Below are 22,674 nucleotides of genomic sequence, written 5' to 3' on the forward strand. Positions count from 1 at the left end.
TGTTTGTCTATGTATCATAACATATTGTGGTGCCGGATACAATCCTCAATGCAGCCTTTTTTCCATAATCTCGTATACAAGCACCGCCCCGTCGAAAACAGACATGCTCTGATGGGAGACCGTCTTATACCCGAGCTTCTCGTAAAAGCAGCAGGCCGGGAGAGAGGCATCCAGCACTGCCCTGTCATGGTGCTTGCGGATTTCCTTTTCCAGTTCCCCCATGATCCAGGCGCCATATCCCTTTCCCTGGAACTCAGGCAGCACATACACTCTTGTAACGTGCTCCTCCTCCAGGCTCCCGGTTCCGATGATGCGCCCGTCCAATCGCAGCACCCACACCTTCCCCTCCAGTATATCCTGCGAAATCCTGTCCTTGCTGTGAAACATAGCGAAAAAATCTGCCACTGCCTGCGGATAATATTTGGGGTAAACTGTCCGCACTGTCTTCTGCACCAGTTCCGAAATTTCCCTGGCGCTGGTCTTCCCCGCCTTCACAAACGAAACGGTCGGCTCATATGCAGGGCTGCCCAGCGATTTCTGAACACTCTCTATCCTCTCCCGAACCTTGCGCACTTCAACCTTCTTCCAAGCTTCCAGCAGAGGGATAAACTCTCTTTTCCCGCTGTTTCGGATCATTTCCAGCACATCAAACACCACCTGCCGGTTAATATCCTTCATCCTGGTGATGACAGACTGTTCCCCCTCGCTCAGGGCACGGCAAAATTCTGCGTAAATCTCTTCCGCAAACGTCTTCTCCTCAATCCCCCATCCTTTTTCGGAAAAAACAAGCATGGGAAGCCTTCCGCTGTACTCAATCCGCAGATAGTCCTCCTCCAGAGTCCAGTCCACTCTTCTGGATATTTCTTCCATCGTCAGGCTGCGGTAATATCCGTATACAGGACACTCATCCAGGTGATGCTCCAGGATTTTCTTATCTTTGGAGCCCTTCAATATTTTCACCAGCATGCTTCGTCCTCCCACACCGATCAGCTCATCCGCCGCCCGCAGAATGGCCCGTATCTCCTCGTCCCTCAATTTTACAACATCTCCCGAGTCCAGGGATACCCCGACTCTCTGCCGTCTTCTTCCCATAAAGACCTCCTAAAATCCAGCCCGTCCAAGCTCGTCCATCATGGCGGATCTTCGCCGGTACTTTTGTTTCCATTCGTCTGCAATCTTCCGGGCCATCTTCTCTCCGTCAGGATATCTCTTTATCTTCTTTAAATATACCACAAGCTCCTTATACATTTTCCTGTAGGATGTCCTTTCCGCCTGACTCTGCACATAGCGGATATACATATCCCTTACTCTCTCCGGGAAATGCTCCTTCAGCACTTTTTCATACTGGTCAAGCCGACTGATCCATCCTTCCCTCTCTATTTCCGCCAGAAGCCGCCCGTATAGTTTCTCATGCTCCAGCAGCATAAACTTCACAGGCTCTCTTCCCGACTGCTCCAGATATTTCTCCCGGTATCCGTTCCATTCCTGTTCAGTACATATTTTTTTTAGTCTCATAAGACGTTCCAGGTCGCTCTGTCCACAGTGAAATATATTCCAGAGGAGCTCCTTCCTGTAAGAAACCTGATCTCCCGTCCTTTCATAGATGTCGATCAGCTTCTGACTGTAATCTGACACCAGGCCGCACTTGTCCTTATCCAGCTCTTTGCTCTCTCTCAGCACCTCCGCAGCCTTATCATAGTCTCTATCCTGCTGGTACTCTCTGACTTCCTGCATGCGTATCCCGGAGAATTGTCGGTACTGGTCTCTGTACGTCCGTATGTCCTGCCTGGAATATCCCAGACGCTCCATAATGCTGATCCGGCGCAGGACTGCCTCCTCACACTGATATCCGGCATACCAGTCCTTGTCCACGCTCTGCTCCAGCTCCCTGATCTGTCCATCCAGATCCCGCAGCTGTTCGTGGAGCAACTCCTCATTGCCAAACTCACTTATCATGAACTCTTCCATGACATCCTGCAGGTAGTCCAGGACATACCATTTCCGATGCTCCTGAAACCACCGGATCATTTCTTCCTCTTCCCTCTCATCTGACGCATCCAATATCCGGCGCCACATCTCATAGCACGCGCCTGCCACCTCCATCGTCCCACCATCAGAATCGTCCATATCCCTGGTCCCAATTTCGTGGAAGACATGGTTGGTCAGTTCAAATGCCTCCTTCAGACAATTTCTCCCGATCAGCTCAGGCACGTGCTCGTATAGGACATCCTGTAATTCACATGCATAATCATAGGCTTCCTCATAGTCCACAAAGCCGCTCTGGTCAGAGTGTCGCCATCCGATCTCATCCACCTCTTTTTCCAGACGCACAAGCATCATCGGATCCCTGGGTCCGTATTTTGTCAGGAGAGTATTGCAAAAAGATGTATCCTGACGCGCCAGGGATATGACAATACCCCGAAGCTCCTCCTCAGGAATAGACGCTACGATTTCCTGTATCTGATCCTCTTTTTTATTTTTGCTTTTCTTTACTTTATCAGCCTGGGCACTCTTGCCGCGGTTTCCGGAGGCGAAGACTTCTACATCTTCCTCCTCCACCGCGTAGAGCACTGCCGCCATATGCTTGCAGTAATTGCCGTCGTCCGCATAGGGGCAGTCACAGTACATTTCTGCAATCTCATCCCCATCCAACTCAATCTCCACCTCATAGTCCTCTGTTCCCGACACAGTGGCCCTATAGCCTGTAGGCGTTGTGGTGAAAGACTGTACCGCACCGTCCTTATAATAGTTCCAGCCCCGCTCCAGGATGCGGGGAAGAAAATATTCCTGCCAGTTTTTCATTGGTGTTCTCCATTTAATATTTGCCCTTCATCTTTAACATATATATCAACTTTTTTTAGCGCTGTTGCCAGTACTGTCAGTAAATTCTCTATAGCTTCATAATAGAATTCCAAATCGGAATTTTCATATCATACAAATGGCCTTCCCCATTTTCATTCCCCCATATCACATCTCTACTTTTCAGATAATCGATTTGTACACTCTTATCCGATGCAAATTCCAAAAAATTTTTAAATTGATAAAATCCGAAAAATTGTGTTGACCACAAATTTGTAAAATCATATGTTACCTTGCTTTTTTCATTTTGTGCCTTTTCAAACATTTACTCTCCTTATCTCTTTATCCAGAATATAGTGTTTAATCACTGTTAAACACGCAAACAAAATTAGTATGATCATTGTACCATTATTAAATTTAATTAACAAGAAACTCACTTCCTGTTATCCACCCATATCATAACAGAAAGTGAGTCCCATAAACCGGACTTAATTGTCCCTCCAGCCTTCTTTGATTGTAAGTCTTAACGCTATGATTATTTCTCTCCCTTTATTTCCTCCTCACCGGAAAATACACCTCCGTCTCCCAGTCCTCCGGGGAAAGTGTGTCAAACTGGGTCCTGAGATAGAGCTCAAAGGGCTCCCCCGCCATCTCATAGCCGTTCTCCATGATCCAGGAGACCACCGCCCCGTAGGCCTCCGAGAGGGTGGAGTAGCTGCCCCTGTGGAGCGTCATGGCGCACAGGCAGGGCTCCATCACCTCATCCGCCTTGTCCTTCTCTTTTATTCCGATAAAGAGCTCAATATCCGAGGACTCCCGGTCAAACTCCTTGTCGTAGTACCTGGACCCGTTTATTCCGGTGGGGGTCACCCGCTCCTTTGGCACCCGCTCAAAGAGGGGGCTGTAGTACTTCCCGAATTCATCCACGCTCATCATGGCCCGGTTTGTCAGCACGTTCATGGCCGGCGATTCCTTCACTTCGATCCTGTAGCCTTTCTGGTATGTCATCATGTCACCTGTCCTTTCAAATACAGAAATATGTGTCTGGAGCTCGTTCAGGATGAGGGCCCTCTCCTGCTGCTCCCACTTGATCTTTTCTTTCTGCTGCCGCAGCATGGTCAAAATCTCTCTGTCCTCTGAAAGGGTGAGCAGCTTCTGTATCTCCTCCAGCGAAAATCCGTAGCGCTTCAGGCGCTGGATGTAATTCATGACGTCGATCTGCTCCGGCTCGTAGTAGCGGTACCCTGTCAGGACGTCCACCCTGGCAGGCGCCAGGAGCCCGATCCTGTCATAGTGGTGCAGCGTCTTTACGCTCACCTGGCATATTCTTGAAAATTCACCACTCTGAAGCATGTTCCTCTTCCCCTTTCTGCAGTCTGTGATCCGGATCTGATACCAGTGTAGGCCCTGCCCCAGGAGGAGGGTCAACCCCTTTTTGGGAATTTTCTTTTATTTTTAACAGATCACATCACGGCTCCCCGAAGCCGCCTCTCAAAGGCAGCCACCAGCTCCCCCTCGTTCTCGTACCCGCTCACCAGCAGGTAGCTCCTCTTCCCCTGCTTTTTATTGGGGTATTCCACTAGGCATCTCACACGCAGGCCGTCTCCCGCAGGCTGCATCCTCTCCACAGATAAGATCTGGGTCTCCACTCCTGTAAGGCTGGGTCTCTGGCGCAGATACCGCTCCAGGATGTGATCTTTCTTCATCTTGGTCTTTGCCTTCTGCATCTGAAAGAGCATCTGGATAAACCCGGGCAGGCCTCTCTGATATCCCACAAATTTCCGGATATCCACCGCAAAGAGCCTTCCCTCATCGTCCTGGCAGAAGACCGTGCAGTACTGATGGACCTTCCTCCCGATCTGCCTTGCGAAAAACAGCGCCAGCGCCACTCCGATCAGGCAGGCTGCCATTGACACCTCCGCCACCGGCCAGTCCAATATCAGGGCCAGTACGACAATCCCGCAGGGCAGAGCGATGACGGCAGCCACCAGCCCCGCAAAAGCCAGCGTGATCTTTGCCGCAAAATGGTCCCTCTCCCCCGCCTGTTCTTCCATCCAAATCCTCATATTCCGTACTCCTTTCTCTCCTGCCCGGCCTTCTCTCCACGCCCCAGCCCGAGGCCCACAGCCTGCTCGACTCCACGCCCCTATTTACTCCACAGCCCGGATCCGCTCCACGATGCTTCCGCCCCGCATCAGGGCCCGGCCGCAGGCCAGGGGCACCAGCACACAGATAAAGACCGCAAAGACGGCCATGCCGGCCACGGGCCAGAGGGGCACATAGAAATCTGCTCCCATATAATTCATGGACTGATAGATCACGTAGGTGACTCCAAGCCCCAGGGTTCCCACGAGAAGGAGGGAGCCTGCCGCCACCAGAAGCCCTTCCATGACCAGCATCCGCCTCATCTGCCGGTCCGTCATGCCGATGCTTTCCAGGGCCGCCAGCTCTCTCTTCCGGCTCTGGATATTGCCGATCACCGTGTTGATATAGTTGAGGATGCCTATAAAGGCCAGGACGGCCGCCACGCCGATGCCCACCTCCATCATGTTCCCCTGGGCGCTCTTGACAGTTTCCGCCTCGCGGATCCTGGACGTATAGGAAAAGTCCTTTGCGTCCGGGCTCGCATCCATAAGGGAGAGGACCGCGCTCTCCGTCTCTTCGTCGTAGCTCTCCTTGTACTGCACCGCCGCCTTGGACACGTAGTACCTGTCTGTAAACTCCCGCACCGCCTGCTCGCTCACAATGACCACGGGCGGGCAGCCCAGCATGGGGCCGGTAAAATAGCTCTCATCCGTCAGGCCTGCGATCTCAAAGCTGCAGGTGTTTCCAAGGGCCTCCTCGTTCAGGACGGCGTCCGCCTCCCCGGCAAGGCCCTCCACCGGGTATTCCCCGCATGTCACCGTCTTTCCCATCACGTCCGCATCGGTGAGTTCCAGGCTGTTCCGGTACAGGACGCAGGTCTTGCCCGCCAGGAAATCCTCTCTGTCAATCTCCGCGTCCACAAAGTCCGTCAGATAGTCAAGATCCGACTCCGTGATGCCCACCAGGAAGGACCCAAAGTTTTCCGGGTGTTCCTTATACTCCTGCAGGTCATCCTCATAGGGGATATACATCCACATGTCATAGAACTCGCGCATCCACATGTCTGCAAAATCCGGCTCCCAGGGCACGGTGATCTGGGCCGCCAGCACCGGGTTTACCCGGGCCACCCCTTCTGTGTCTGACAGCCGCTCCAGGAAGTCCCCGCCCAGGATGTCCTTCCACTGCCGGTTGTCCGCCCTGGCCATGGTCTCATTTTCAATCTCCATGTCCTGGTCCATGAAATTGGAGACGTAGGTCCGGGGACCCTGGCTCTGTATCATAGTGACCAGGCACAGGAACACGGAAAAGCCGGCCGCCAGAGACAAAATGATAACCGCTGTCTTTCGTTTGTCCTTTGTGAGCTGCTGCAGCGCCAGCCGCCACAGAAGGCCGCCTTTCCCGGTTTTTCGCACGCTCTTCCCGCCGTACACCGGCCGGTAGCCCGCCGCCTCGATAGGGGAGACACAGACCGCCAGCTTCACCGGCTTGCGGCTGCCGATCCAGACCGTAGCGCCGGTCAGGAGGATAGTCAGGAGGAAGACTGCCGGGTGGAAGCTGATCTCTATGGGCCCCGCCTCCTTCGCCCTCACCCCGAGAAACCGGACGATGGAGGGGATGAGGAAGAAGGACACCCCTGTCCCCAAAAGCAGCCCCGCCGCTATGCCGACACCGCCCACAAGGACGCTCTGGCGTCCCATCAGAGCGCGGATCTGCCGCCCTGTCATGCCGATAGTCTGGAGGAGTCCGTAGTACCGGACATTCCCTGCCACAGACAGATACAGGATGTTGTAAATCAGAAGACAGGCGCACAGGCAGGTGACAAGGGCGATGCCCGCAAGCCCCAGGACAATGGGGATGGAGTACCCCGCCTCCACAGAGAAGAAGATATTCTGCTGCTTCTCCAGGTCCATGCTGTCGATGAAGGCCGTCTGCTCCTCCTGGGTCCAGAAATTCCTGTGAAAGGTCATGAAATAGCGTCCGGAAGCCACCTCCGAGAGCTGGTAGCCGCACTGGTCATAGAAGGCCTTGGACACGTAGAACTCGTTCTGCGACCCGTAGCCCTCCCAGATGCCGGAGATTTTAAACTCCCTCTCCATCTGGTTGCCCTGTCCGTCCTGCCAGAGGGCCCGGAAGGTGTCGCCTATGCCCAGCCCCATGTCCTCAAAGCCGCAGGTCTCAAGCGCCCCTTGCGTCAGCATGACCTCGTTTTCCTCCTGAGGATAGGAACCCTTCACCTGGGTCCTGGCAGGCGCCATGATATCGTTCCAGTACACATCGTCCGCCCAGATGCAGCCCACATTGACAGTATTGTCGTAATCCGTGGAGAGGACGGAGCCGGCCACGGCGGCAATGCCGATCCTGTCGATGTCCGGATTTTCCTCACATTTCTCCCTCTGCTCCTCTGTCATGCCGTACATGACCGCGTCAAAGTCCCCGCCTGCCAGGCGGATATTCTGGAGATGGTACATGTGGAACCAGGTGATCCCCACAGTGAACACAGAAAAGAGCATAAAGGCCGACAGGGCCACGGCCAGGCCCATGATGACGGTCCTGCGCCGGCTGCTTGCAAGAGACCGTCTCGCCATCCGGCGGATGACTCCCTGATTGTTGTTAGCCAGCATAGGTATCACCTGCCTTCACGATCCGTCCGTCCTCGATGTGCACGATGCGGTCCGCCATCTGGGCGATGTCGCTGTCGTGGGTGATGAGGATGATAGTCTGCTGAAACTGTTTCGCCGCCACCTTCAAAAGCCCCATCACGTCGTGGCTGGTGGCCGTGTCCAGGTTGCCTGTTGGCTCGTCTGCCAAAATGATGGCGGGCTTGCTGGCGATGGCCCGGGCAATGGCCACCCGCTGCTGCTGTCCCCCGGACAGGGTGCCGGGCAGGGCCTCCCGCTTTTCCTCCAGTGCCAGAAGGGACAGGATCTCATCCACAAACGCCCGGTCGATCCTGCGCCCGTCCAGCTCGATGGGCAGGACAATGTTCTCATACACGTTCAGGTCCGGCACCAGGTTGTAGCTCTGGAAGACAAAACCCACCTTCCTGCGCCGGAAGACGGCAAGCTGCTCCCGGCTCATGCCCGCAAGCCTCCGGCCGTCCACGTACACCTCCCCGGAGGTGGGCTCATCCAGCCCTCCGATCATGTGCAGAAGAGTGCTCTTGCCGCTTCCGGATTTTCCGATAATGGCCACAAACTCCCGCTCTGCCGCGGCAAAGTCCACTCCGTCCAGGGCCTTCACCGTGTTCTTTCCAAGCTGATAGTATTTCTTTAAATTTTTCGTCTTTACGATCCAGTTATCCACTTTTACGCCTCCTTTTCTCGTCCGGCCATAGATCCCTCTGGCCATGGCTTTATTGTAAAGCGCAAAAGTCACAAACCAGTCTCAGTTCCGAATCATCACAAAACTGTGACCGCGTCACTCCCTCTCCTGCAGGGGAAGGCAGATGGCAAAGTCGGCCCCCTCCCCTTCCCGGGAGCGGACCTCCACATATCCGCCCTGGAGCTCTGCGATCCGCCTTGTCAGGTACAGGCCGATCCCGATCCCCTCCACGTCGTGGACCTCCGGCTCCCGGTAAAACCGGGTAAAGATTTCCGCCTGCCTCTCCAGAGGGATTCCTTTTCCCGTATCTTTCACATGGATTTCCGCAAAGATTTCCCCCTTCTTGACAGACAGTCCTATCCGGCCTCCCCGCCCGGTGTACTTCACCGCGTTGTCCAGAAGGTTGAACACCGCTTCTTCTGTCCACCTGGGGTCGTGGGATAAAAGGAAAGGCCCCTCCGCCTCCGCCCGGATCTCGATATCCTTTGCGGCAGCGGCGGCCACCACGGCGGAGATGGCCCGCTTCAGCGTCTCCGCCAGATCGCAGTCCCTCTTTTTTATCTGGATGATCCCCGTCTCCAGCCGGGACATTTTCACCAGGCTGCGAAAGAGAAAGTCCAGCTTGTCCGTCTGGTGCTCCAGCCTGTCTAGAAAAACTCCGGTCTCCTCCGGGAGCTCCTCCCTCCTGAGGATTTCCAGGCAGAGCTTCTGATTGGCGATGGGCGTCCTTGTCTGATGGGAAATATCTGAGATGAGCTCCTTCATCTGCTCCTTGGCCTCCAGGCTCTCCTGCTCTCTTCTCTCCTGGATATGCTGGATGCGGGCCAGTTTCTCATTTACCTTCCCGGACAGGGTATCCCTGGTCTCCTGGTCATTTTTCAGGGGTTCCCCCGCAAGGAGGGCATCCAGGTTCTCCTCCAGCTCCTCTGTAAATGTATATATATCCTTTTTCTGCCGCCCCATCCTCCAGATGGAAATCCCTGCCAGGACAAGGGCCGCGGCTGTGATCGCCATCATCTGATCCACTGATATCCCATCCCGTACACATTTGAAATATATTTGTGGTCCTCGTCCTCTATCTTACCCCGGAGGCGGCCGATATTGACCGTCAGGGCGTGCCGGTCCACGATCTGACTGCCGCCCTCCCAGAGCCGGTCCAGCAGCAGGTCGTAGGTGAGGAGCTGCCCTTTATGGGTGAGGAATTCCTTAAGGAGCCGGAATTCCGTGGGCGTCACCGGACAGGGCCGGCCCTCCACCTCCGCCTTTGCCCCCAGAAGGTCCAGGCGCAGATGCCCGTCGTCAAAAATCTGCCCCGCGTCCTTCTTCTCCCTCCTGAGTATCACGTCGATCTTCTTCAAGAGCACCTTCATGGAAAAGGGCTTGGTCACATAGTCCTGGGCTCCCAGCTCATAGCCCTTCAGCATGTCCTCCTCCAGGTCCCGGGCCGTGAGGAAGAGGACCGGGGTCCTGCTCCGGCCTCCCCCGCTCTCCGCCAGATACCGGCAGAAGTCAAAGCCCTCCCCGTCCGGCAGGTTCACATCCAAAAGGACCAGGTCCGCCCCCTCTCCCCGGTGCAGTCTCCCGGCCTCCGAAAGCGAGCGGGCCACAAGGGGGATAAAGCCCTCCTTCTCCAGCATCCAGGCAATCCCCTCTGCCAGCTCCCGGTCGTCCTCCACAACCAGGATCCTCCCGCCCGGCATCTTCCCCGGTGCCATGCCTGGTCTTTTGTCCGGCATCTTATCTCTCATCTTCCCACTCCCTCTTAAAAAATTCCGCAATGTCCACCGCCTTGGGCGGGCAGCCTGCCAGTGATCTCCGGAAGCAGCGGGTGCAGTTTCCCACACCCAGCTCTCCCTCCTTCCCCCGGAACCCCTGGCCGATGGTAATACTCTCTCTTACCTTGCCCTTAAGGTACCCCGTCTCGTCAAGCCGGTCCAGGGCGTAGATGAGGGAGCCGTAGCAGGCCTCCAAAAGCTCCCTGGTCATCTCACAGTAATCCTTTCCCTGAGTGATATAAATATCCGTCTTCTCCATATTCCGTCACTCCCATCCGGCGTTTCCTATCAGTACAGCTTCCGGTAGATTTCCTCCATCTCGTCCGCCGTGAATTTCACATAGCTCTGGTTTAAAAGCCGCTGCTGAGTCGCCTCCACGCTCTCGGCAAAGGCCCTGACCTCCTCCTCCTTCATGCCATATTCGCGGAGGGGCTTCCTCTGGATCAGGCTGCCCAGAAGCTCCTCTATCTCCCGGTAGACATGCCCGGGCCCGCATCCCAGGATACCTGCCAGGAACTCATTGAGCCCGCCTATGCCGCCATTTGGAGCCTTCTCCTGGTAGGCCTGGAACACGGCCGTGAGGAACTGGTAGTTGGCCTCCCCGTGGGTCACATGGTACACCCCGCTCAAAGGATAGGACATAGCGTGGACAGCGCCGGTCCCCGCATTGGCAAAGGAGATGCCCGCCATGTTGCTGGCCACGAGGAACTCCTCATACAGGCTCTCTCTGCAGCCCTGCCCCTCCCCTGCCAGCTTCCGAAAGCCTCCAAGCAGCATTTCCATGGCCTGCTTTGCAAACATCCTTGTGTAGAGATTGCTCTTGGGCGACACATAGGACTCAATGGCGTGGATCAGGGCGTCGATGGCGCTGGTGACAAAGAAATGCCAGGGCAGCTCCTTTAAAAGCTCCGGGATCAGCACCGCGTGGTCCGGGTAAATCTCATCACAGGCCAGTCCCAGCTTTGTGTGCAGCTCCGTCACCTCCGCGATGGACACGCTGGACACCTCCGAGCCGGCGCCGCAGGTGGTGGGCACAGCCACCAGGGAGCGCACCTTATTAAGCTCTGTCCTTCTCTGGTAAATATCCGCTGCCGGGGCATCTCCGTCCAGCACCAGTATCTTGGCCATATCGATGACCGCACCGCCGCCGATGGCAATGATCCTTCCACAGCCTGTCTTTCGGAAGTCCGCAAGAAGCGCGTCCACCATCAGGTCTGTAGGCTCTCCCTGGCCATACCGGCTCTTGCAGCGTATCACTGCACCGGTCTTCTCCAGCCCCGCAAAATGGGCCTCAAGCACGGATTTCCCCGCCAGGACAAAATCCCCTTCCCCGATCTGGAAATCCTCCACAAACTCCTGCGCGCCGCCGTACTGATGCACCTCCGGCTTCTCCTGAAATAGTTTCATATCCTCTGTCCTCCCGTCAAAAATCAGCTTTTGTATCATTGTATCATATCTGTCCGCTTTTTCGGCAAAATCCTCTCCGTCTAGAGCGCCCTGATATCCCTCAGGAGGGCCTGCACATCCGCCTCCTTTGTGCTCCAGCTCGTGCAGAAGCGGACGCAGAAACGGCCGTCCCTGGTCTGGAACTGATTTTCAAAGATATGGTTTTTGGCCAGCTTTTCCTTCTGCTCCTCTGTCAGAAGGAGGAACTGCTGGTTTGTGGGGCTGTCGATGTAGGACTCTATGCCCTTTTCGGCAAAAGCCCGGCGTATGTCCATGGCGTACCTGTCCGCCCGCTCTGTGATGTCAAAGTAGGTGCCGTCCCTGAACAGGGTGTAGAACTGGAGACCCAGCACCCAGCCCTTGGCCAGCAGTCCCCCGTTCTGCTTCATGTAGCTGCGGAAATGGTCCTTCAGCTCCTCATTCACGATGACCACAGCCTCCCCCATCATGGCCCCGCACTTGGTGCCGCCGATGTAGAAAATATCCGCCGCAGCCGCAATGTCCGCCAGGGTCACGTCATTTCCCTCAGCGCCCAGCCCGTAGCCCATCCTGGCGCCGTCCACCATCAGGTACAGGCCGTACTTGCGGCAGACCCGGCTGATGTCCGAGAGCTCCTCCTTTGTGTAGATAGTCCCGTACTCGGAGGGGAAGGACAGGAATACCATCTTCGGCTGGGTCACATGCTCCGGGATGTCGCTTGAGCGGTAGTCCTCCGCCTCCCTCTCCACAGCCCGGGCCGTGATCTTCCCCTTCACCCCCGGGACTACGTGTATCTTGTGCCCGGTGTGCTCCACCGCCCCGGTCTCATGGACCTGGATGTGCCCTGAGTCCGCGCAGATGATCCCCTGGTAGGGGCGCAGCGCCGCGGCGATCATGGTGTAGTTCACCTGAGTGCCTCCCAGCATGAAGTGGATATCCGCATCCGCCCCTCCCAGGTGCTTCTTTATCTCAACGGCCGCCCGCTCGCACCACTCGTCCATGCCGTAGCCTCCGTAGCTCTCGCCGTTCGTATCCATAAACGCCTGTAAAATAACGGGATGAGCCCCGCAGTTGTAGTCATTGTTCCATCTGATCATTTTCCCTCTCCTTTTTTATCTCTTTGTATCAATTTGTATCAATCTGCAGGCATCATAGCCCCGGGCTTTTGGCCTTAACATCATTTTATACAATATCATTTGCCGCCGCAATCCGAAAATTTTCATCTGTCATTTCCCCTCTCTTTATGCTATGGTAAAAGAAAAGGCAGCGCCGGCAGACCCCGGCGTTTTAGAAAGGAATGGTATATCATATGGAACGCGATATCAGATCCATTGTCAGCCAGATGACTCTGGAGGAAAAGGCCGACATGTGCTCCGGCAGGGATTTCTGGCACCTGAAGGGCGTGGAGCGCCTGGGCGTCCCGGAGGTCATGGTGAGCGACGGCCCTCACGGCCTGCGCAAGCAGAACGAGAAGGCGGACCACCTGGGAGCAAACGAGAGCATCAAGGCTGTCTGCTTCCCCACTGCCTGCGCCACGGCCTGCTCCTTTGACCGGGAGCTCTTAAGAGAGCTGGGGGAGGCGCTGGGAGACGAGTGCCAGGCGGAGGACGTGTCCGTCATCCTGGGGCCCGCGGTGAACATCAAGCGCTCACCCTTATGCGGGCGCAATTTCGAATATTTTTCCGAGGACCCCTATCTGGCCTCCCAGATGGCAGCCGCCCACATCCAGGGCGTGCAGTCCAAAAATGTGGGCACCTCCATCAAGCACTTCGCAGCCAACAACCAGGAGTACCGCCGTCTGTCCTGCTCCTCAGAGATCGACGAGCGGACTCTCCGGGAAATCTACCTGGCCGCCTTTGAGGCAGCCATCAAGGATGGAAAACCGGACACTGTCATGTGCTCCTACAACAAGATCAACGGCACCTTTGCCTCCGAAAACCACTGGCTTCTGACAGAGGTCCTGCGGGACGAGTGGGGCTTTGCGGGCTATGTCATGTCCGACTGGGGCGCTGTCAACGACAGAGTCAGGGGACTGGCCGCCGGACTGGATCTGGAGATGCCTGCCAGCGGCGGGCACACGGACGCAGAGATCGTGGCCGCTGTCAAGAATGGAACCCTGGACGAGGCTGTCCTTAACAGAGCTGTGGAGCGCATCCTTCGGATCATCTTTAAATTCGCGGACGGCCGCAGACCCGGCGACTTTGACATGGAGAAGCATAACCGCCTTGCGGAAAGGATTGCAACGGAGTCCATGGTCCTCCTGAAAAACGACGGCCTTCTCCCCCTTCCGAAGGAGGGAAAGAAGATCGCCTTCATTGGGAAATTTGCCGAGAAGCCCCGGTTCCAGGGCGGCGGCAGCTCCCACATCAACTCCTATAAGATCACGGGGGCTCTGGAGGCGGCCGGGCAGATACCGGAGATCACCTCCAAGATCACCTACGCCCAGGGCTACAATGTAGAGGAGGACAGAATCGATCCGGCTCTCCTCACCGAGGCGGTAAGGGTGGCAGAGGAGGCGGACATCGCGGTCATTTTCGCCGGCCTTCCGGACGCCTTTGAATCCGAGGGCTACGACCGGGCCCACATGGGGATGCCAAAGTGCCAGAACGAGCTCATTCAGGAAATCCTCCGGGTGCAGAAAAACACCGTCGTCCTCCTCCACAACGGCTCCCCCGTGGAGATGCCCTGGGCCGGCGATGTGAAGGCTATCCTGGAGGCCTACCTCTGCGGCCAGGCGGTGGGGGCGGCCCAGGTGCGCCTCCTCTTCGGCCTTGCCAATCCCTGCGGAAAGCTGGCGGAGACGATCCCATTAAAGCTTCAGGACAATCCCTCCTACCTGAACTTCCCGGGAGACGGGCAGACAGTAGAGTACAAAGAAGGGGTGTTCGTGGGCTACCGGTACTATGACAAGAAGGAGATGGACGTGCGCTTCCCCTTCGGCCATGGACTCTCCTACACCTCCTTCCAGTACAGCGACCTTAAGCTCTCCCGTAACCAGCTCTCGGACAGCGACACACTGGCCGTGTCCCTCAAGGTGAAAAACACAGGGGACATAGCCGGAAAGGAGATCGTACAGCTCTACGTCTCGGATCTGACAGGAGCGGCGAACCGGCCGGTGAAGGAGCTGAAGGGCTTCGCCAAGGTCTTCCTGGAGCCAGGGCAGGAGAAGACCGTGGAAATGGCACTGGACAAGCGCAGCTTCGCCTGGTACAACACGCGGATACACGACTGGTACGCGGCCACCGGCGACTACGAGATCCTGGCCGGGGCCTCCTCAAGGGACATCCGCCTGACAAAGACCGTCCACTTTGTCACAGAGACACAGCTTCCCTTCCACATCCACAGGAACACCACCGTGGCAGAGCTTCTGGCCGATGAGCGGACCGCCCCTGTCATCCGCTCCATGATGACGGATCTGGCCTCAGACATGACCGGAGGCGGAGACAACTCCTCAGAGGCCGCTTCCGAGGCTATCACCCCGGAAATGACTCTGAAAATGCTGGAGAACTCTCCGCTCCGCTCCTTCAAGAGCTTCTCCGGACTGTCGGAGGAGGAGCTGACTTCCCTCATCCAGACACTCCAGGAGGCTGCCGACACCGTCAGGTAGCCCCTGAGATCCACACAGGAGCAGACCTTAAAGGTCCGCTCCTGTTTTATCTGAAAATTTTGATTTTTATATGCAAATTAAAATTTTTATTTTGTTTATAATTCTTTTTAATCTGTTATTTTCGTTATTTATTTTATTTTTTCTGTTTTTTATATTGACATTTCCAGTTTTGTGAGGTATTATAATGACAACAAAAGAAAAGGAGGACGGACCACCGAAAACTTAATCTTAAATCCAAATTATCAACAAAACTAATGAAAGAGGTAAAGACCAATGGGAAAGTAATTTAAATCCAAAAAATTCACTATTTGAGATAATAGTTTCAAATAGATATCAAGTAAATAAGGAGGTAAATTCCAATGGATGGAATAAGCTGAAAATCCACTGTACCTTTAAAGATCAAAAGATACAGTGGATTTTCTTTGCGCTCTTATTTACTTTTCAGGAGCATGTCCAACACGCGGAGGGGTCACATGGAGAGCTTGATCCTCAGTATCCTCTCCACAGACTGGTCTATCCGCTCTTCTGTCAGCCGTCCGTCGCTGACCGCCTGGAGCACTCCCTGGAAGGCACTCTCAAAATCCTCCGGCATGAGCAGCATGTCCACTCCCGCCTGCAGTGCCTTCACCGCCGCGTCGGCGGAGGAGTACTGCGAGGTGATGGCTCCCATATTGAGGGCGTCTGTCATGACCATCCCGTCAAATCCCATCTGACCGCGCAGCACATCCGTGATCATCACGGAAGACAGCGTGGCCGGCGTATTGTCTCCTGTCACGTTGGGGCAGGCAATATGGCTCACCATGATGACCTGCACCCCCTTGTCGATGCCGTCCTGAAAGGGCACCAGCGCCTGGCTCATGAGCTGCTCCAGATTTTCCTCCACATAGGCATACCCCTGGTGGGAGTCCGCCGTGGTCCCTCCGTGGCCCGGAAAATGCTTGTACATGCCGATGATGCCCTGCTCCCGAAGCCCCTGCAGCTCCGCCTCCGCCATAGAGGCCACAAGCTGGGGATCCGCCCCGAAGGAGCGGTATTTCACCACCTCGTTGGCAGGGTTGGTCAGCACATCCGCATCCGGCGCCGCATCCATATTAAAGCCCAGGTCCCGCAGGTAGGCCCCGATCTGACTCCCGATGTCATAGGCCTCCTGGGTATTTCCTCTCTGCCCCACCTGGCTCATGTACTCAAAGGACGGAACCTGGAAGGCAGGATTTGAGGCAATCCTGGACACCTGGCCTCCCTCCTCGTCTACGGAGAGGAATATAGGAAAGCCCGCGGCCTCCTCCCCATACTGGCTTGTATTAGCCAGCATCTGCCGGGTCTGGTCCGGGCTCTGCAGATTCTGGGCAAAATAGATCACACCCCCTACCGGGTGCTGCTCAAGGGCCGCCCTGGTAGCCTCCCCCGCCTGCACAGCCGTGCCCACTCCCGTCAGCTGCTCCGGCGTCACCATGAAGAGCTGGTTCACTTTTTCTTCCAGTGTCATCCCATCCAGCGTCTCCTGCACTCTCGCCGCCAGCTGCTCCTCCGGGGTCTGATCCTCGGTCTCTTCCCCGGCTGCATCGTCCTCCTCTGCCGGCCGTCCCTCTTCCTCTGCCTGCCGGCCGTCCTGGTCTGTCCCGGCCGTGTCTGTTTTCCCCTGTCCGCCGCCTCTCAGGAGTATCCAGGCCGCCCCGCACAGCGCCGCCGCCAGCAGGATACCAAGGACCGCCAGCGCCGCCTTTTTCTTTGCGGAGGAGCTTCTTCCCTGTCTTCTCATCATCTTACCCTATTCCCTTACATTTGTTTTCGTACGATCCTGTAATCATCCCCGCTGCGGTAGTAGGGACAGGCATAGCGGCTGTCCGATATGAGCCGGACATACTCGTCCTCGTCCATGTTCACATCGCAGACATAGCCGCCGTACTCCTCATCGTAGCTGTAGTAGGTACAATCTGCACAGCTCCGGACCGTTTTCTTCTTATCTGCCATACTTGCTCCTGTTTTCATTTGATTTCCGTCGGGAAATGTAGTTTCGGACCTCTCTCCCGGCTTCAGATACGTGTTGCCCTGCCTACTCAGGCCAGCATCTCCTCTTTCTTCTCCAGGATGGCCTCCACAGCCGCGCAGGCCGGACAGTCACAATATTTTTTCCCGGCAGCCTTGAGCTCTCTTCCGTGCTCTGCCACACCCCTGGCATTGTCCCCGAACACCTTTGCTCCCATATCAGACTCGGCAAAGGCGATCAGGCCATCCAGTGGCATGATGTCTGCTTCCAGCTCAGCGATATATTTCCTTGTCTCCTCAGCCTCCCCTTCTGTCCCCACGGCGTCAAGCCATGCCTGGGCGGCCTCCTTTGCCTCTCTGCTGCAGGAGTGTGCCTCCATCAGCTCATGGGTTTTCTCTGTAACATAGTCTTTTACTTCTCTGTTCATATCAGACACCTTCCTTTCTTTTTTTCTGTCTCTATCTTATCACAACAGCACTGATTTACAAGAGGGCAATCGGACCGCCGGCGCGATACTGGCATGATTATAAGCACTTATTATAAAAGCTAATAAAAGAATATGTAAAAATTAGAGCAAATAATATTTTTTGTGTTATAATCTCTTTAGCATCAACAGAGCATAGAAATATCATAGAAATGAGGTATTGAATATGAAGCCAATCAAAGAAGGAAAAGTACGCGAGATCTACGACAACGGCGACAGCCTGATCATGGTCGCGACAGACCGCATCAGCTGTTTTGATGTGATCCTAAAAAATGAAGTGACCAAGAAGGGCACCGTGCTGACACAGATGTCCAAATTCTGGTTCAATATGACCCAGGACATCCTGCCCAACCACATGATATCCACAGACGTAAAGGACATGCCGGAGTTCTTCCAGCAGCCCAGATTTGACGGCAACAGCATGATGTGCCGCAAGCTGGAGATGCTCCCCATCGAATGCATCGTCCGGGGCTACATCACAGGAAGCGGATGGGCCAGCTACCAGAAGGACGGCACTGTGTGCGGCATCAAGCTGCCTGAAGGCCTGAAGGAGTCCGACAAGCTGCCTGAGCCCATCTACACACCGTCCACAAAGGCGGAGATCGGCGACCACGACGAGAACATTTCCTACGAGCAGAGCGTTGCCCACCTGGAGAAATATTTCCCGGGAAAAGGCGAGGAGTACGCAGCCCGTCTCCGTGACTGCACCATCGCCCTCTACAAGAAATGCGCTGACTACGCACTGTCAAAGGGCATCATCATCGCGGACACCAAGTTCGAATTCGGCCTGGACGAGGAAGGCAACATCGTCCTGGGCGACGAGATGCTGACACCGGACAGCTCCCGCTTCTGGCCCGCAGAGGGGTATGAGCCGGGACACGGACAGCCCTCCTTTGACAAGCAGTTTGCCCGCGACTGGCTGAAGGCCAACCCGGACAACGACTGGACTCTGCCGGACGACATCGTGCAGAAGACCATTGACAAATATCTGCAGGCATACGAGATGCTGACAGGGGAGAAGCTGTAGACTGGTTTTTCCATTAAACAGACCATAGAAAAAGGGAACTCACAGGTCGGTACAACATTCCCGACCTGGGGGCTCCCTTTTTTATCTCCTTATATCCGCGCTGTTCGTCTATATCGTTCTACTCTTCTATATCGTAAATCTTACAGTCCTTTCCGAACAGCGTGTCGCTGAGACTGATCTTCCGGATAAGGGTAATGCGCCTGGCCATGACCTCCGGAGGCTCCGGGTCGCTGCTCATGATCCACTCAACAGCCGTCTGTATGGAGGCGATAGAATGGTACTTTGTAGCAAAAAGCTGCTCCCTCGACAGGGGCTTCCCGCCATTGTGGTATGTATGCCACCGAATGTCATAGTCCACTACAAACCACAGCATAAAGTCCATCAGACAGTTCTGCTCCCGGATGGCGCATGCCTGTTTGAGGAAATTCCGGTAGGCATCTATGTTTCTGTAAAAACTCAGCGTGTTCTCATAGTATGTAAAATCGGGGTCATTGTTCAGGAAATTCCCCAGCACCTTGTGTTCATAGATCCACTGGATCAGGTCGTTTTTGTCTTTAAATCGATTGTAGAAGGTCTGCCTGCTGACACCTGTCTTTTTCAGCAGATCCTTGACTGTAATGGAGGCAAGGGGCTTTTCCGTGCACAGCTCCAGCATGGCCTCCGCCAGCATATTGTGAATATCGATCGCCATATTACATCACTTCCCGGTTCTCTGCTTCCTTTTTCTTTTGTGACTATTCTATCACATCGCACCGCATATTTCCCCGAAAAAAGCAGTTATTTTTTGACATTTTCAGGTAAATTGTCTACATATAGACATCTACTCCCCGTCTGCCTGTCCACAGATAAAACAGTGCCGTGTATCTGTATACAGATGACAGCTCCCTGTTTATCAATTGTAAAACCCCTCCTTATTTGCCATAATTTTAACAAACAGATCCGAAGGAGGAAATTTAAATGCAAGAGCGGAAATTATTTACACCTGTAAAAATCGGTCCTATGGAAATAAGGAACCGGTTTGTCATGCCTGCCATGGGAACCAACCTGGCCCTTCACAGCGGCGAGGCGGGCGATGAACTGATCTCCTACTACACCGAGAGGGCCAGGGGCGGCTTCGGGCTTTTGATACTGGAATGCTGTGCGGTCCGCTACGACGGAAGATCCCTGGTCAATGAATGCGGACTCTGGGATGACTCGCTGATTCCCAGCTACGAAAGGCTGACCGGCTCCGTTCACAGAGAAGGGGCAAAGATCGCGGTCCAGCTGCGGCACTGCGGACGGGAGACAGAAGAAAAATACACCGGCGGCGTTCCTGTCCTGGCTCCCTCGAAGGTTCCCTGTCCCTCCTGCCAGTCCATGCCCCGGGAGATGACAACAGAAGAGGTATACGAGATGGTGCAGGCCTTCGGAGACGCTGCGGCGAGAGGCAAAAAGGCCGGCTTTGACGCAGTGGAGCTCCACGCCTCCCACGGCTATCTCATCGCTCAGTTCCTGTCCGGGCACGCCAACAAAAGGACGGATGAATTCGGAGGCTCCCTCCACAACCGGATGCGCTTTCTCCGCCTTGTGCTGCGGGATATCCGAAAAAAAGCGGGAGACGATTTCCCTGTCATTGTCAGGATCAGCGGCTCTGAGATGATCACAGGCGGACGGGAAGTAGCGGAGACAAAAGCTGTCTGTCAGATGTGCGAGGAGGAAGGCGCGGCAGCCATCCATGTCAGCATCTCCACTTACGGAAGCCTGGCTTACTGTATCGGCTCCACCTATCTGGCTCCCGGCTATGAGACAGAGGCCGCAGCCAGGGTCAAGAGCTCCGTGCGCATCCCGGTCATCACGGTTGGAAGGTATACGGATCCGGAGATCGCGGAGGCTGCCATTAGAGACGGAAGCGCCGACATGGTGGCCTTTGGGCGCCAGTCCATAGCTGACCCCCATTTCCCGGAGAAGGTAGAAGCCGGGGACTACGACTCTGTCATTCCCTGCATCAGCTGCGGGCAGGGCTGCATCATGCATCTTTTTTCCGACGAGCCCATAAGCTGCGTAGTCAATCCCTTCAACAGCACGGAAGAGTCCTACATCTCCAATAAGACCGAGCATGCCAGGCACGTCCTTGTCGCAGGTGGCGGACCGGGAGGCCTGATGGCTGCCTGGATCCTGGCAGCCAGAGGCCACAGGGTAGACCTGGCCGAGCGTGAGGATTACCTTGGAGGCGCTTTTCTGCCGGCCGCCTATCCACCCTCCAAGAGCCCTATAGCCAAGATGATCGGCTACAATATCCGGCAGTGCAGGAAATACGGAGTCAACATCATGACCGGCACCGAGCTGACCACTGAAAAGATAAAAGAAATCCATCCCGATGTATTGGTCATTGCGACCGGGAGCACAAACCTGACCCCGCCCATCAAGGGACTGGACAGCGCCGGCGTGCTGAACCCCTGCGATGTCCTTCTCGGCAAGGCCGTCACCGGGCACAGAGTCCTGGTGGCAGGAGGAGGCCTGATCGGAGCGGAAACGGCTGATTTTCTGGCAGAGCAGGGCCGGGAGGTAACGGTCATCGAGATGAAACCGGAGATTGCAGCAGACCTGGATCCCTACGCAAAGCCCATGCTTCTCAGAGAGCTGAAAGACCACGATGTGACCCTTCTGACAAATGCAGCTATTCAGGAATTCCTGACTGATGGTGTCACGTACAGCGATCTGACAGAGGAAAGCGGGACCGTTCGCACGCTGAAGGGCTTTGACAGCGTTGTCCTGGCTCTGGGCACAAGAAACTACAATCCCTTCGGCCAGGAGTTCCAGGAGCTGGCCGACGAGGTATACGTCATCGGGGATGCAAAAAAGGCCGGAAAAGTGTACGCAGCCACTCACGAAGCAGTAGATGTGGCCATGCGCATCTAACAGCCCGCCTGTCAGTCTGAGCGGAGGAGGAATTTTTATTATGAACAATACCAACCAAAAAAGAGGAAACTTTATCAGCGTTCTGGCAGTGTATTTTGCCGCAAATGTCATTTTCATCATGAGCCCTGCCATGAATTCCATTGCCACGGAACTTTACCCGGACATAACCTACGGCACTGTGCTTCTGCTGTCCACTATCTCATCCCTTTTCATGATCCCGGGATCCCTGGCAGCCGGCGCTGTCCTCGGGAAGCAGGTAGGATTTAAACAGATGGCCGTAGTCTCTCTCGGTGGGACCATCATCGCCGGCGTCCTGCCGTATTTTATCACAAATTTTACCACAGTCCTTATACTGCGCATCATCGTAGGTTTCTGCATCGGTCTGGGATTTCCGCTGCAGAGCACTCTTGCCCTGAAGCTTTTTGATGACAGCGAGCGCCCCGGCGTCCTGGGAAAAGCCACCGTAGCCATGTCCGCCGGCTCTATCATCTATATGCTTGTATCCGGAGCCGTCTGCGACATCAGCGCATCCTATGTCTGGCTCGTCCACGGCATCCTGATCATACCGCTGATCCTGGTCCTCATCTTTTTGAAGGAACCGGAAAAAAATGAAACCGAACAGAGTATACAAGGCAGTGCAGCTGACCGCTCACAGAACAGCCCCGGCGAAAAGCTTCCCCCTATGGCAGTCTTCGCCTCTGCCATGTTTATGATCGTGTTTTTCGCCTTCTACCCAATACTTTTGAACATGTCCGCCATTGTGGACCAGGAGGGGCTCGGCACAGCTGCCGTGACAGGGATCATCTCCTCCCTGTTTACCATCGGTAACGCCATCGCCGGAGTGATCTTCGCAGGCGTATACAAGGCCGCAGGGCGCTTCACGATCCCCGTCGGGCTTGTGCTCTGGGCCGCGGGAACAGCCATTTTCAGCTTCGGCCACAATCTGCCCTTGATCGTCATCGGTGTGGTCGTGTGCGGGATTGCCGTGCAGATCGTCTGGCCTGGGACGATCAACAGCTTTGCCGGCTATGTCCCGCCGTCAAAACAGAGCATGGCCTCCGCCCTCTTTGTCAGCGGCATGAATTTAGGCTGCTTTCTCACCAGCTTTTACATCACAGGAGTTGCTGACCTGACGGGAAATGCAGACCCAAGGCTCCCCTGTCAGATCGGACTTGTCATTGTCATTATATTTGCAGTCATCTGGTCCATAGCAGAGCTGGACCACAACAAAAAGGCAGCGTCCACAAAAAACGCCAGATAAAACAA

General features: G+C 55.2%; 20 protein-coding genes. 4 read left to right on the plus strand and 16 right to left on the minus strand.

The window, feature by feature from the left end; all coding sequences use genetic code 11:
* Nucleotides 1-45: 45 nt before the first annotated feature.
* The 12 genes from H7U36_RS15230 to H7U36_RS11375 all read right to left on the minus strand — a co-directional run bounded on the left by H7U36_RS15230 (nucleotide 46) and on the right by H7U36_RS11375 (nucleotide 12,502).
* Nucleotides 46-1,092 (minus strand): RQC-minor-1 family DNA-binding protein, encoded by a 1,047-nt coding sequence (locus H7U36_RS15230; protein ID WP_242842867.1) that lies wholly within the window; start codon nucleotides 1,090-1,092, stop codon nucleotides 46-48.
* Nucleotides 1,093-1,101: 9 nt separating this feature from the next.
* On the minus strand, nucleotides 1,102-2,802 hold the full coding sequence (locus tag H7U36_RS11325; RefSeq protein WP_052084105.1) for an SWIM zinc finger family protein: 1,701 nt from the start codon (nucleotides 2,800-2,802) through the stop codon (nucleotides 1,102-1,104).
* A gap of 88 nt (nucleotides 2,803-2,890) precedes the next feature.
* Nucleotides 2,891-3,124: a hypothetical protein gene (locus H7U36_RS11330; protein ID WP_205156175.1), complete on the minus strand. Its 234-nt coding sequence runs from the start codon at nucleotides 3,122-3,124 to the stop codon at nucleotides 2,891-2,893.
* A gap of 224 nt (nucleotides 3,125-3,348) precedes the next feature.
* Nucleotides 3,349-4,152, minus strand: a complete 804-nt coding sequence (locus tag H7U36_RS11335) for a MerR family transcriptional regulator (protein ID WP_205156176.1) — start codon at nucleotides 4,150-4,152, stop codon at nucleotides 3,349-3,351.
* A 110-nt stretch (nucleotides 4,153-4,262) separates the two neighbouring features.
* The gene (locus tag H7U36_RS11340) at nucleotides 4,263-4,865 is read right to left on the minus strand and encodes a hypothetical protein (RefSeq protein WP_191493698.1); all 603 of its coding nucleotides are present in this window, start codon (nucleotides 4,863-4,865) and stop codon (nucleotides 4,263-4,265) included.
* 84 nt (nucleotides 4,866-4,949) lie between these two features.
* A complete protein-coding gene (locus tag H7U36_RS11345) occupies nucleotides 4,950-7,505 on the minus strand; it encodes an ABC transporter permease (RefSeq protein WP_205156177.1) in 2,556 nt (851 codons plus the stop codon).
* Nucleotides 7,495-8,187 carry an ABC transporter ATP-binding protein gene (locus H7U36_RS11350; RefSeq protein WP_033126659.1) on the minus strand — a complete coding sequence of 231 codons (693 nt, stop codon included), beginning with the start codon at nucleotides 8,185-8,187 and terminating at the stop codon, nucleotides 7,495-7,497. Before H7U36_RS11350 ends, H7U36_RS11345 begins: the two co-directional genes overlap by 11 nt.
* A 114-nt stretch (nucleotides 8,188-8,301) precedes the next feature.
* Nucleotides 8,302-9,222, minus strand: coding sequence for a sensor histidine kinase (locus H7U36_RS11355; protein WP_033126674.1), 921 nt, complete (start codon nucleotides 9,220-9,222; stop codon nucleotides 8,302-8,304).
* On the minus strand, nucleotides 9,219-9,905 hold the full coding sequence (locus tag H7U36_RS11360; protein ID WP_205156207.1) for a response regulator transcription factor: 687 nt from the start codon (nucleotides 9,903-9,905) through the stop codon (nucleotides 9,219-9,221). The genes H7U36_RS11355 and H7U36_RS11360 overlap by 4 nt, the downstream gene beginning before the upstream one ends.
* Nucleotides 9,906-9,942: 37 nt before the next feature.
* Complete coding sequence (locus H7U36_RS11365) at nucleotides 9,943-10,239, minus strand: hypothetical protein (protein WP_205156178.1); 297 nt, start codon at nucleotides 10,237-10,239, stop codon at nucleotides 9,943-9,945.
* A 29-nt stretch (nucleotides 10,240-10,268) separates the two neighbouring features.
* Nucleotides 10,269-11,387, minus strand: coding sequence for a 4-hydroxybutyrate dehydrogenase (locus H7U36_RS11370; protein ID WP_205156179.1), 1,119 nt, complete (start codon nucleotides 11,385-11,387; stop codon nucleotides 10,269-10,271).
* An 80-nt stretch (nucleotides 11,388-11,467) separates the two neighbouring features.
* A complete protein-coding gene (locus H7U36_RS11375) occupies nucleotides 11,468-12,502 on the minus strand; it encodes a threonine aldolase family protein (protein WP_205156180.1) in 1,035 nt (344 codons plus the stop codon).
* A 212-nt stretch (nucleotides 12,503-12,714) separates the two neighbouring features.
* Here H7U36_RS11375 and H7U36_RS11380 point away from each other — a divergent pair, with 212 nt between their 5' ends.
* Nucleotides 12,715-15,012, plus strand: coding sequence for a glycoside hydrolase family 3 C-terminal domain-containing protein (locus tag H7U36_RS11380; RefSeq protein WP_205156181.1), 2,298 nt, complete (start codon nucleotides 12,715-12,717; stop codon nucleotides 15,010-15,012).
* Between the two features lie 469 nt (nucleotides 15,013-15,481).
* On the opposite strand, the gene H7U36_RS11385 is transcribed toward H7U36_RS11380, so the two are convergent.
* The 3 genes from H7U36_RS11385 to H7U36_RS11395 form a co-directional block, all read right to left on the minus strand.
* On the minus strand, nucleotides 15,482-16,774 hold the full coding sequence (locus H7U36_RS11385) for a glycoside hydrolase family 3 protein (RefSeq protein WP_243426755.1): 1,293 nt from the start codon (nucleotides 16,772-16,774) through the stop codon (nucleotides 15,482-15,484).
* A gap of 14 nt (nucleotides 16,775-16,788) precedes the next feature.
* Nucleotides 16,789-16,983, minus strand: a complete 195-nt coding sequence (locus tag H7U36_RS11390; RefSeq protein ID WP_033126677.1) for a DUF6472 family protein — start codon at nucleotides 16,981-16,983, stop codon at nucleotides 16,789-16,791.
* A gap of 86 nt (nucleotides 16,984-17,069) precedes the next feature.
* Nucleotides 17,070-17,426: a molecular chaperone Hsp90 gene (locus H7U36_RS11395; protein ID WP_205156182.1), complete on the minus strand. Its 357-nt coding sequence runs from the start codon at nucleotides 17,424-17,426 to the stop codon at nucleotides 17,070-17,072.
* A 217-nt stretch (nucleotides 17,427-17,643) separates the two neighbouring features.
* Between H7U36_RS11395 and H7U36_RS11400 the strand changes: the two genes are divergently transcribed.
* A complete protein-coding gene (locus H7U36_RS11400) occupies nucleotides 17,644-18,510 on the plus strand; it encodes a phosphoribosylaminoimidazolesuccinocarboxamide synthase (protein WP_275532591.1) in 867 nt (288 codons plus the stop codon).
* A 118-nt stretch (nucleotides 18,511-18,628) separates the two neighbouring features.
* On the opposite strand, the gene H7U36_RS11405 is transcribed toward H7U36_RS11400, so the two are convergent.
* On the minus strand, nucleotides 18,629-19,201 hold the full coding sequence (locus H7U36_RS11405) for a TetR family transcriptional regulator (RefSeq protein ID WP_087175003.1): 573 nt from the start codon (nucleotides 19,199-19,201) through the stop codon (nucleotides 18,629-18,631).
* Between the two features lie 266 nt (nucleotides 19,202-19,467).
* On the opposite strand from H7U36_RS11405, the gene H7U36_RS11410 reads away from it, so the two are divergent.
* The gene (locus H7U36_RS11410; RefSeq protein WP_275951604.1) at nucleotides 19,468-21,408 is read left to right on the plus strand and encodes an oxidoreductase; all 1,941 of its coding nucleotides are present in this window, start codon (nucleotides 19,468-19,470) and stop codon (nucleotides 21,406-21,408) included.
* Nucleotides 21,409-21,448: 40 nt separating this feature from the next.
* On the plus strand, nucleotides 21,449-22,669 hold the full coding sequence (locus tag H7U36_RS11415; protein ID WP_205156184.1) for an MFS transporter: 1,221 nt from the start codon (nucleotides 21,449-21,451) through the stop codon (nucleotides 22,667-22,669).
* Nucleotides 22,670-22,674: the final 5 nt, after the last annotated feature.

Source organism: Faecalicatena fissicatena (assembly GCF_016900595.1).
GTDB classification, from domain to species: Bacteria; Bacillota; Clostridia; order Lachnospirales; family Lachnospiraceae; genus Claveliimonas; species Claveliimonas intestinigallinarum.

Excerpts from the sequence above, each read along its gene's own strand:
- H7U36_RS15230 (WP_242842867.1), bottom strand. The coding sequence starts at position 1,092 with ATGGGAAGAAGACGGCAGAGAGTCGGGGTATCCCTGGACTCGGGAGAT.
- H7U36_RS11325 (WP_052084105.1), bottom strand. The coding sequence starts at position 2,802 with ATGAAAAACTGGCAGGAATATTTTCTTCCCCGCATCCTGGAGCGGGGC.
- H7U36_RS11330 (WP_205156175.1), bottom strand. The coding sequence starts at position 3,124 with ATGTTTGAAAAGGCACAAAATGAAAAAAGCAAGGTAACATATGATTTT.
- H7U36_RS11335 (WP_205156176.1), bottom strand. The coding sequence starts at position 4,152 with ATGCTTCAGAGTGGTGAATTTTCAAGAATATGCCAGGTGAGCGTAAAG.
- H7U36_RS11340 (WP_191493698.1), bottom strand. The coding sequence starts at position 4,865 with ATGAGGATTTGGATGGAAGAACAGGCGGGGGAGAGGGACCATTTTGCG.
- H7U36_RS11345 (WP_205156177.1), bottom strand. The coding sequence starts at position 7,505 with ATGCTGGCTAACAACAATCAGGGAGTCATCCGCCGGATGGCGAGACGG.
- H7U36_RS11355 (WP_033126674.1), bottom strand. The coding sequence starts at position 9,222 with ATGATGGCGATCACAGCCGCGGCCCTTGTCCTGGCAGGGATTTCCATC.
- H7U36_RS11360 (WP_205156207.1), bottom strand. The coding sequence starts at position 9,905 with ATGCCGGGCGGGAGGATCCTGGTTGTGGAGGACGACCGGGAGCTGGCA.
- H7U36_RS11365 (WP_205156178.1), bottom strand. The coding sequence starts at position 10,239 with ATGGAGAAGACGGATATTTATATCACTCAGGGAAAGGATTACTGTGAG.
- H7U36_RS11370 (WP_205156179.1), bottom strand. The coding sequence starts at position 11,387 with ATGAAACTATTTCAGGAGAAGCCGGAGGTGCATCAGTACGGCGGCGCG.
- H7U36_RS11375 (WP_205156180.1), bottom strand. The coding sequence starts at position 12,502 with ATGATCAGATGGAACAATGACTACAACTGCGGGGCTCATCCCGTTATT.
- H7U36_RS11380 (WP_205156181.1), top strand. The coding sequence starts at position 12,715 with ATGGAACGCGATATCAGATCCATTGTCAGCCAGATGACTCTGGAGGAA.
- H7U36_RS11385 (WP_243426755.1), bottom strand. The coding sequence starts at position 16,774 with ATGATGAGAAGACAGGGAAGAAGCTCCTCCGCAAAGAAAAAGGCGGCG.
- H7U36_RS11390 (WP_033126677.1), bottom strand. The coding sequence starts at position 16,983 with ATGGCAGATAAGAAGAAAACGGTCCGGAGCTGTGCAGATTGTACCTAC.
- H7U36_RS11395 (WP_205156182.1), bottom strand. The coding sequence starts at position 17,426 with ATGAACAGAGAAGTAAAAGACTATGTTACAGAGAAAACCCATGAGCTG.
- H7U36_RS11405 (WP_087175003.1), bottom strand. The coding sequence starts at position 19,201 with ATGGCGATCGATATTCACAATATGCTGGCGGAGGCCATGCTGGAGCTG.
- H7U36_RS11410 (WP_275951604.1), top strand. The coding sequence starts at position 19,468 with ATGCAAGAGCGGAAATTATTTACACCTGTAAAAATCGGTCCTATGGAA.
- H7U36_RS11415 (WP_205156184.1), top strand. The coding sequence starts at position 21,449 with ATGAACAATACCAACCAAAAAAGAGGAAACTTTATCAGCGTTCTGGCA.